The 9,283-nt window shown below is 56.4% G+C and carries 10 protein-coding genes; 1 reads left to right on the top strand and 9 read right to left on the bottom strand.

Translation table 11 applies throughout. From position 1 onward, the window contains the following. Positions 1 to 193: 193 nt before the first annotated feature. The 9 genes from QME66_11335 to QME66_11295 all read right to left on the bottom strand — a co-directional run bounded on the left by QME66_11335 (position 194) and on the right by QME66_11295 (position 8,409). Entirely contained in the window at positions 194 to 916 is a 723-nt protein-coding gene (locus tag QME66_11335; protein ID MDI6809556.1) for a 4Fe-4S binding protein, read from the bottom strand. Positions 917 to 985: 69 nt separating this feature from the next. Then, positions 986 to 1,459, bottom strand: a complete 474-nt coding sequence (locus QME66_11330; protein ID MDI6809555.1) for an FCD domain-containing protein — start codon at positions 1,457 to 1,459, stop codon at positions 986 to 988. A gap of 201 nt (positions 1,460 to 1,660) precedes the next feature. Continuing rightward, positions 1,661 to 3,157, bottom strand: coding sequence for a tripartite tricarboxylate transporter permease (locus QME66_11325; GenBank protein ID MDI6809554.1), 1,497 nt, complete (start codon positions 3,155 to 3,157; stop codon positions 1,661 to 1,663). Positions 3,158 to 3,169: 12 nt separating this feature from the next. Next, a complete protein-coding gene (locus tag QME66_11320; protein ID MDI6809553.1) occupies positions 3,170 to 3,622 on the bottom strand; it encodes a tripartite tricarboxylate transporter TctB family protein in 453 nt (150 codons plus the stop codon). A gap of 131 nt (positions 3,623 to 3,753) precedes the next feature. Then, the gene (locus QME66_11315; GenBank protein MDI6809552.1) at positions 3,754 to 4,743 is read right to left on the bottom strand and encodes a tripartite tricarboxylate transporter substrate binding protein; all 990 of its coding nucleotides are present in this window, start codon (positions 4,741 to 4,743) and stop codon (positions 3,754 to 3,756) included. 223 nt (positions 4,744 to 4,966) lie between these two features. Beyond that, the gene (locus QME66_11310; GenBank protein ID MDI6809551.1) at positions 4,967 to 5,632 is read right to left on the bottom strand and encodes an RraA family protein; all 666 of its coding nucleotides are present in this window, start codon (positions 5,630 to 5,632) and stop codon (positions 4,967 to 4,969) included. A gap of 108 nt (positions 5,633 to 5,740) precedes the next feature. Beyond that, on the bottom strand, positions 5,741 to 6,721 hold the full coding sequence (locus tag QME66_11305; GenBank protein ID MDI6809550.1) for a 2-hydroxyacid dehydrogenase: 981 nt from the start codon (positions 6,719 to 6,721) through the stop codon (positions 5,741 to 5,743). A 40-nt stretch (positions 6,722 to 6,761) separates the two neighbouring features. Continuing rightward, positions 6,762 to 7,547: an aldolase/citrate lyase family protein gene (locus QME66_11300; GenBank protein ID MDI6809549.1), complete on the bottom strand. Its 786-nt coding sequence runs from the start codon at positions 7,545 to 7,547 to the stop codon at positions 6,762 to 6,764. Between the two features lie 73 nt (positions 7,548 to 7,620). Further along, entirely contained in the window at positions 7,621 to 8,409 is a 789-nt protein-coding gene (locus tag QME66_11295) for a GntR family transcriptional regulator (GenBank protein ID MDI6809548.1), read from the bottom strand. Between the two features lie 166 nt (positions 8,410 to 8,575). Here QME66_11295 and QME66_11290 point away from each other — a divergent pair, with 166 nt between their 5' ends. Next, positions 8,576 to 9,124 (top strand): 2-oxoacid:acceptor oxidoreductase family protein, encoded by a 549-nt coding sequence (locus QME66_11290; GenBank protein ID MDI6809547.1) that lies wholly within the window; start codon positions 8,576 to 8,578, stop codon positions 9,122 to 9,124. Positions 9,125 to 9,283 lie beyond the last annotated feature (159 nt).

The raw sequence follows: 9,283 nt of genomic DNA, 5'->3' as shown, positions 1-9,283 counted from the left end.
CCCCGGGCTCCGGTAATGTTGACCGCGCCATGTTTTTGAAGGAGTCTCAGAATTTCTTTGCATTTTCCAGCCGAACCTTCCTGGTTATATCCTTTCTCCGGCCGCATGATGATGACATAATCACAACCTAAATCTTCAATTGTACCTGCCCTGTGCAATGAATGGGTCATTTGTCTTATGCCTCCTTTCACATCTAAGTTTCCGCTTTCGGTCTACCTAATCCTAAATTCACTTTTGCGTTGGGGGACGCTTTATACCCCAACTTCGCCAGAGCTTCAATATTGGGTACGGCGCCTCCAGGTTCCACTCTGCTGATAATGGATACGGAAAACACCGTGTCACTTGCACATGCGGAACTTTCTTCCAAAGCTCTCACTACTTCTTCTAACCTTGAAGCCTCAATCATGAATTCAATGATCGCACTTAACACTCTTTCATTTTTCACTTCTTCTTTAAAAATGGCCTTTTCAGTATCTTCCATTAAGCTTGTCAAAGGGTTTAGCGGCTCGAAGTGAATGCCAAGTCTTGTCAAGGGAGCAGCAATCTTTTCTATGTTACGGATTGTTACGCCAACCCCCGGTCTTCCCACTTCCACTGCGATGCCGACTTGCCCTTTCTTATAACGGCCGGTTACATCATTGCTCTTCATTTCCGATGTGCCACGCCCCCAGCCACCTGTTGTGGTGGAATGAGGTGCATTGGGGTCGCTAAATACTCTTCTGATGATCCGCGGCCAGGGCAAGTCCGGCTCCTGTTCGAATGCCTCTACCGGACAGCTCTTAGCTCTGTAACATACACCGCATTCTACGCACAAATCTTCATCTATCTCTGCATATTCCGATTCCAACTTGATAGCGCCAACAGGACAGGTTGGCAAGCAATTGCCACATCCAGTACAGAGCTCCTTGTCAATCATAAGTTTGCGCCTCCCAAAATTATTTTGGATATTCCTGCAGAACAAGCTTTAATAAGCTATCCTTGTTTATTAGACAAAGTCCTCTTCTTGACCTTCTTGGGTCTCATGTCTTGCCTCCATGGAAATGCCGGTCGATACGTCTGTAAAATCGGGGGCTTGAACCGATGACTCCTCTCCTCTCGATGAGAGTTTCTCTGCATAGCGCTTGACAGCCATTCGGCCGCCGTTTTCGAGATGTTCGCTCATCAGCTTACCAGCCAGCTCGGCATCTCCAGCTTCCATTGCCTCCACAATGCGCCGGTATTCTTCGGCGGGTTCCTTAATGCGAGTGATGCGGCGCAGGCTCTTGGGAAACTGGTTGTACAGCTCGTTGATCCAGCGTATCAGTGTGGTGGACCCGCATTTGTTGTAGATGGTGGAATGGAATTCGCGGTGGATTGGGACCGTATCCTCGTGGGGCCTGGTCCTATCAAACTGCTCCAATTGCGCAACCAGGCTCCTGAGCTTGGCGACTTCTTCAGGCGTAAGGTGCGGGGTGGCCAGCTTGGTCTCGGGCAGTCAGGCCCCCGGCGAGATCCTGCCCGAGACGATCGCATCGCGGATCCGTCCTGCAACCTGTTCGGTGGTGCCTCTGGGCTCCGCCAGGCGATCAATGTTTTCGATGCCAGGTTCCATTGCCATGCTCCGTGTTGTTCAGTCTTAGTTTCACGGTGTTTCGCATACCCTCTCAGTCCAGGCGACGACTCAGTCGGTAATTTTTTCCCGCCGTTTCTGCACGGCCGGCAACGCCATCACAATCAGGATCAGGACCGTGACGATGATAAATGCAAGGCTGATCGGCCGCGTGACGAACACCGAGAGATCGCCTCTCGAGACCTGGAGCGCCCGCCGTAGATTTTCCTCCACCATTGGTCCCAGCACGAACCCGAGCATCATCGGCACCGGGCTGCACTCGAGCATCCTCCAGACGATGCCGAGGATGCCGAAGATCACCATGAGGTAGATCTCGAACGAGCTGTTGTTCACGCTGTAGATGCCGATGGCGCAGAACACCATGATGGCGGGGAAGAGCATGCGATAGGGCACCTTGAGGAGGCTCACCCACATGCCAACCAGCGGCAGGTTGAGCACGACGAGCATCAGGTTGCCGACCCACATGCTTGCGATCAACCCCCAGAAGAGATCGGGTTTCTGGGTCATCACCTGCGGACCTGGCGTGATGCCGTGAATCATGAGCGCGCCGAGCATCAACGCCATCGTCCCGCTCGCCGGAATCCCCAGCGTGAGCATCGGGATGAACTTGCACTGCGCGTCCGCATTGTTGGCGGACTCGGGTCCTGCTACGCCCTGGATCGCGCCGTGACCGAAACGTGATGGGTCCTTGGCGACCTTCTTCTCGAGCATGTAGGACGAGAACGAGGCAATCGAGGGTGTGGTGCCAGGCAGCACACCGAAGAACGCCCCGACCCCTGTTCCCCTGATGATCGCGCCGAAGGACTGCTTCAGGTCCTCCTTCGTGGGGAAGAGGTTTTTCACCTTGGAGGTGAAGACCTCTCGCTCTTCCGGATCGCCAAGGTTGCTTACGATTTCGCCCACCGCAAACACCCCCACGGCAATGATCACCACACCGATGCCGTCCGACAGCTCGAAGAAGCCGAAGGTGAAGCGCTTTACGCCGGAATTGACGTCAGCGCCCACGATGCCGAGCAGCAGGCCCAACACCACCATGGCAAGTGACTTGATCATGTCGCCATGGGCAAGCACGGCTGCGGCGACCAGGCCCATCAGCATCAGCGAGAAGTATTCCGGCGAACCGAACTTCAGCGCGAACTCGGCGATCGGCGGGCCGAACATCGCAATCAGCAGGGTGCACACACAGCCGGCGAAGAACGAGCCGATGGCCGCGATTGCGAGCGCCGGCCCGGCGCGACCTTGACGGGCCATCTGGTACCCGTCGATACAAGTCACCACCGACGCGGTCTCGCCCGGAAGGTTGACCAGGATGGATGTGGTTGAGCCGCCGTACATAGCGCCATAGTAGATACCAGCCAGCATGATCATTGCCGGGACCGGCGAGACGTTGAAGGTGAGCGGCAACAGCATTGCGATCGTTGCCATTGGCCCGATCCCGGGCAGCACGCCGATCAGAGTGCCCACCATACAACCGATGAAGCAGTAAAGCAGGTTTTGTATCGAGAGCGCGACGCTGAACCCGAAGATCAGGTTATTGAATAGATCCATGACCCCTCCTCATTACAATCCCTTGATCAGGGGGTACGGCAGGCCGAGGCCCCAGACGAACACCGCCACCGAGAATCCTGTCAGGACCAAGGTAAGCAGGAGAACCTCGACGAACTTGAACTCCCTGCCCGCGGCCGCTGACCCAAAGATCAGGACCGCCAGCGCCGGTATGAGGCCCGCATGCTTCATCAGGACGCCGAACAGGACGATGGAAAGGGGCAGCACGATCAGTGCCCGGATCGACCATCTGCCTTTGATCTTCTCGTTTCTGCGAAGCCCCATGGCCATGACGTAGATGCCGAAGAGGATGAGAATCCCTCCCAGAACGCTCGGGAAGTAACCGGGTCCCATGCGCAGCGTGCTGCCGAACCGGTAATCCCGGGCGATGAAGATCGCCGCGGCGCCGATCCCGATCAACATCATGCCGGCCCAGAAATCCTTGTTGTTCCGAAACTCCAGTTTCATCGAGAACTCTTTTCCTTTGCAGGACGGATGATTCTTGCTGAGCAGCAGGGGTACGACGAGGGTTCGTGGCCTCGCCGCACCCCGGGGCTTCAAAGCTTCCTAAAAGATTATGACTTGCCTGTCCGTTGCCTCTATTCCGCTTTGATGTCGGCTTCTTTGACAACCCGTGCCCATTTGACTGTCTCTGCCGTGATGAATCTACCGAACTCGGCCTGGCCCATTTGGGCCACCTCCGCACCTTGGACCAGGAACTGCTTCTGCGTTTCCGCCGAGGTCAGGATCACCGTGAGATCCTTGTGCAGCCTGTCGACGATCGCCTGCGGCGTGCCGGCCGGTGCGAGGATACCCCACCAGTTGTTCCCTTCGTAACCGGGCACGCCGGCCTCCGCGATCGTCGACACATCGGGCAGAACGATGCTGCGCTTCGATCCGCCTGTGCCCAGCGCCTTGAGCTTCCCGGAGTTGATATGGGGCAAAAACTGAATGAGCGAGCCGATCGCAAACTGGGTATGACCTCCCAGTACGTCTATCATTGAAGGGCCGCCGCCCTTGAACTGCACGATCATGAAGTCGATGCCGGCCATGCTCTTAAAGAGCTCGGTACCGAGATGCTGGAAACTGCCGACGCCCGCCGCCGCACAAGTCAGCTTGCCGGGCTGCTTCTTGGCGAGTGCGATGAGGTCTTTCACCGAGTTGACCGGAACGCTCGGATGGACGACGAGCACGTTTGGCCCGGTTCCCAGTATAGCGACCGGGACAAAGGACTTCACTGGATCGTAAGGCACCTTGTAGAGCGAAGGATTGATGGCATATGCAGCAGAGACGATGAGCAGCGTGTAACCATCGGGCGCTGACTTCGCCGCGATTTCGGTGCCGAGTACGCCTCCTGCACCGCCGTGGTTTTCCGCGACCACTTGCTTGCCCAACCGCTCGGTCAACTGAGTAGCGATCAGTCGCCCGACGATGTCGTTGCTCCCTCCGGGCGGAAACGGAATGATGAGCCGCACAGGCTTGGTCGGATAGGTCTGCGCCGATGCGACGGCAATGGTGAATGCGAGCAGCATAGAGAGTGCGAGCACTATTCCGAAGGTCTTGGGTAGTTGTGACTTCATGTTTCTCATAGCTATCTCCTTTCTTTGGGGTAGTCATTCTTAAGGTTAATTGAATCAAACCAAATCAACCCTTCGGCTCTCCGGCCTGAAGGCCAAGGATTGCCCTTGGCCTGAGCTTCGGCCGAGGGCTCAGGGTTGACCCGTTCGGCGGCGCCAAGCCCCGCCTTTTAAGGCGGGTAAAGAAGCACCGCTCAGGGTCAATTTATTAGAAGACGCGCGTGATAAAGCCTGGCTACGCCTTCCGCCTCTTCCTGCCGATGATCACCTCCATCTCTTCGACCGGGGCGTCGCACTGGATAGCCTTCTCCATGCCTTCCTCGACCTCGGTGATAACTTTCAAGTTGGCAAGGACCGTGTTGAGGCTCTCCTGCGGGATTGCCATCACGCCGTCTTCGTCGGCGACGATGATGTCCCCGGGCTTCACCTGAACCCCACTGATCTCGATGGGAACGTTATGGCCCACGATCCCGAACCCCAGCGGCTTATCGGCGGTGCCGGCGCCCATGCACCAGAGCGGCATCCCCATCCGCCGGTATCCCGCGACATCCCGGGCGCCGCCATAGACAACAGTGCCCAAGATTCCACGTCGTTTGGCGCACTCACCCTGGTTGTCTCCTGTGAAGTGGTTCCCGAGGCCCTTGCCGTCGATCACCAGGACGCTGCCGGGTGCGGAGCTCCGTATAGCGCGGTACATTGTCATCTTGGGCGTGTCTGGTGTGGGTGGGCCGAAGAGCACCGTAGTTGCCGGCCCGACGATCTTGGCATCCTCAAAACCTCTGACGGGATGGATCCCCAGGATGCCCCCCTCGATGCCTGCCATGAGGAGCGCGTCGCCGACCATGCCTGTGCTGAAACTCTTTAGAACTTCCAATGCTTCGGCATTGATCATACTTGCCATGTTTTCCTCCTTTGCCCTATCGAGCCAGGTTGCCAGCGCAGTCGCCTCGCCCCGGCCACGCGCGTCCAGCCTGTTTCCTGCCGGGGTGGCATGTCCGTCGCCACTCCGTCAGGTGCTCCTCACCCGATCCGCCTCGGGCAGGGGCTCTCCGCGCTCGACTCGCATGATATTGTCGAACGCATGACTAACGATTCGTTTCGCGGTGTCCACCGTGCCCCCGCCGTTGTGAGGAGTTACCACTACGTTGTCCATCCGGAGCAAGGGATTGTCCGGATCGGGGGGCTCTTTGGCGAATACATCAAGGCCCGCGCCGGCGATTGTTTTCTTCTGAAGCGCCTCGATCAGCGCAGGCTCATCCACCACGCCTCCCCTGGCGGTGTTGATGAGAACGGCCGTGGGCTTTATCAGGGCGAATGCTTTCGCCCCGATCAGTCCCCTGGTCTCAGGGAGCAGTGGTATATGGAGCGAGACGATGTCGGCCTGCCGGAGGAGGTCTTCCATGGATGCGTAAATCATCCCCATGGCCGTCTCCGTTTCTTGCGGCAACCTAAGGACATCGTAGTAAAGGACCCGGCATTCGAATCCGTGGCTGAGCCGCTTGGCCACAGCCCGGCCGATGTTGCCTCCCCCGATGATCCCTACTGTCTTCTGCCACAATTCGTAACAGGCGGTGCGCAGCTCCCACTTGAGCCAGTGCCCCGCGCGAAGGGAGTTGTGGGCCACACACAGCTGCTTGTAGACAGCCAGCATCAGGGTGATAGCGGTCTCTGCCACCGCCACGGCGTTGACGCCGGCACAGATACAGACGGGTATGCCCTTTTGGGCAGCGGTCTTCATATCGATCTTGTCTACCCCGATCCCGTACTTCTGAATCAGCTTGAGCTTTTCACCCGCCTCAATCACCTGACCCGGGACCGGTGTCCATGAACAAAGGATGTAGTCGGCATCCCGGGCTTTCGCGACTTGCTCCTCTTGGCTTGAGGTCTCTACAAAAACAAGGTCCAGGCCTTCCGGCTTCTGGCCGACTATCAATTCACGCATGGCAGACGGCAACAGGTCCATGCACAACACTACAGGCTTCTTCGCCATATCATCCTTCTGAATCCCAGAGATGGGAATGGTAATTTCCTCATCGGTTCCCCTTCGCGAAGCTGCGGATCTCGTCGACAGCTCGTGCGCCAGCATTGATCAGGAGGCTCACCTCGTTGGCGTAGGGGACAAGCCGGATCCCCTTGGCGATCCATTCCTTGGCCGAGGCTACGTCTTGCACGAGGAGGCCGGGGATCTTTCTGTGGCGTTGGCAGGCTGCGATCATCATCTCAACGCGCCGGACTACCTCCGGATGGTTAGTCTGTCCCGGTAGGCCGAGATCAGTGGAGAGATCGGCCCGGCCGATAACAGCACCATCCACACCGTCCACCGAAAGGATCTTATCCAGGTTGCCGATCCCTCTGTCACTTTCAATCTGCACCAGCAGGAGGGTCTCGGCGTGGGTGGATTTGATGTACTCATCGCCGTTTGCCCTGCCAAAATCGGTGTGAACCCCCATCAGGTTCACTCCTCTCTCGCCTAATGGCGGGAAGCGGACGGCCTTGATCACGGCCTCCGCCTCTTCCCGCGTGTCCACGTGGGGGATTAGCAAACCCATAGCGCCGCCATCCAATGGCCTGCTGAGCAGATGGTGCTCCTTGGCCGGGGGCCTGACGATGGGGACCAGCCCTGCCGCCAGGGCGGCATAGCAGAGGTCGCCAACTGTTTCGATGGAGAGGGTTGAGTGTTCCATGTCAATGTACATAAAGTCGAAGCCAGCCGTGGCCAGCATCTGGGCAATCTGAGGGGTGCGAAGGACGTTGACCCAGGTGCCGATCTGGACCTCGCCGTTCATGAGAGCTCGCTTGACTTTGTTGGGTCGCATGTCCTACCTCCGAAAGAATTCAGGTCGAATACGCCTGAGATTGCAAGTTCGTTAAGATGAATTCCTCTTCTTCTCACCCCAAGAGTGTATCGGTGTAATGCTTGACAGCCGCTGGCCGGCCATTTTCGAGATGTTCGCTCATCAGCTTGCCCGCCAGCTCGGCATCCCTCGCCTCGATTGCGTCCACGATGCGCCGGTATTCTTTCGGTGGCTCTTCGAAGCGAGTAGTGCGGCGCAGGTTCTTGGGAAACTGGTTGTAGAGTTCGTTGATCCAGCGTATCAGCTTCGCAGATCCACATCGGTTGTAGATGATGGAATGGATTTCGCGGTGGAGGGGGGCGACATCCTCGTGGCGACCGGGCCTGGCGCACTCCTCCAATTGTGTGACCAGACTCCTCAGCCTGGTGATCTCTTCAGGCCTAATATGCAGGGTAGCCAGCTTTGTGGCGAAGCCCTCGAGGAGTGAGCGCAGCATGAATGACTCTATCACCCGTTCCACGGTAAGGCGCAATACCCTCGTGCCCCGGTAGGGCACGCGCTCGACCAACTCCTCTGCTTCGAGGCGTGCCAACGCCTCCCGAACTGGGATGCGGCTCACGCCGAGACGAGTGGCCAGTTGAGCCTCGCGCAGCCAAGTTCCCGGAGAGATCCTGCCCGAGATGATTGCATCGCGGATGCGTCCCATTACCTGATCTGTGGTGCCTCTCGGACCCACTAAGTTATCGATACTGTCGATTCCAGATTCCATTTCTGCTCTCGGCGGCATTGGTTCCTTAGCTGACTGTGTTTTTGCATAGACAACGTGGTCAATCGAAGTCGTTGAGGCGTCCGGTTTTTTTGACGAGGGCGGAATATCGTACATTGTATACACCATTCAATATGCCATAAAACTTATAGCAGCTCTTTAAGCTTGTGTCAAATCTTTTTTTGTGTGTTGTCAAGCCATGCTCTTTCCTTCGGAGAAAAATTTTTTCTTGTCCCGTGGTAATAGATATATTATAGAATAATTGAATTCATTGGAGAAGGGAATGATCGAAGTCCGATTTCATGGAAGGGGTGGGCAGGGAGCTCAGGTGGCATCCAAGGTGCTCGCCGTTGCCTTTTTCCATGAGGGGTTTTATGTCCAGTCTTTTCCTGCCTTCGGGGTGGAGAGGCGGGGAGCTCCCGTGATGGCCTTTCTTAGAGTTGATCAGCAACCCATTCAGTTGAGGATCAACATCTATGAACCCGATCATATCATCGTTCTGGACCCGACCCTGGTCAAAGCAGTAGATGTTACCTCAGGATTGAAACCGAATGGATGGATTTTGGTTAATTCGAGTCATTCTCCCGAGACGTTTCATCATCTGGAGGGTTTTCGAATCGCCACGGTCGATGCCACCTCTATTGCTATCCGAAATGGTCTGGGTTCAAGGACGAACCCGATTGTCAATACAGCCATCATGGGAGCCTTTTCAAAGGTGACCGGCCTCGTGGGAATCGATTCCATCAATCTGGCGATACGGGAAGAGGTTCCGGGAAAGAGGGATGAGAATGCCCGGACTGCAAGAGAAGCCTATGAGGAAGTCAGATTTTAAATAGTCTGGTAGTCGAATAGTCTTATAGTCGCATGGTCATAGGGTCAGGTAAGAGACTATCAGACTAAATGACTATGTGACTAAGTCTATGATTCCATAAATACACTAACGTGTTAACCTTCGAGATCCAGGTACCCCTCAATGGCGACGCCTCTGAAA

The organism is Candidatus Eisenbacteria bacterium (genome assembly GCA_030017955.1).
GTDB lineage: Bacteria > Eisenbacteria > RBG-16-71-46 > JASEGR01 > JASEGR01 > JASEGR01.
The sequence above is the reverse complement of the archived record's forward strand: the minus strand, read 5'-3'. Positions and strand labels throughout refer to the sequence as shown.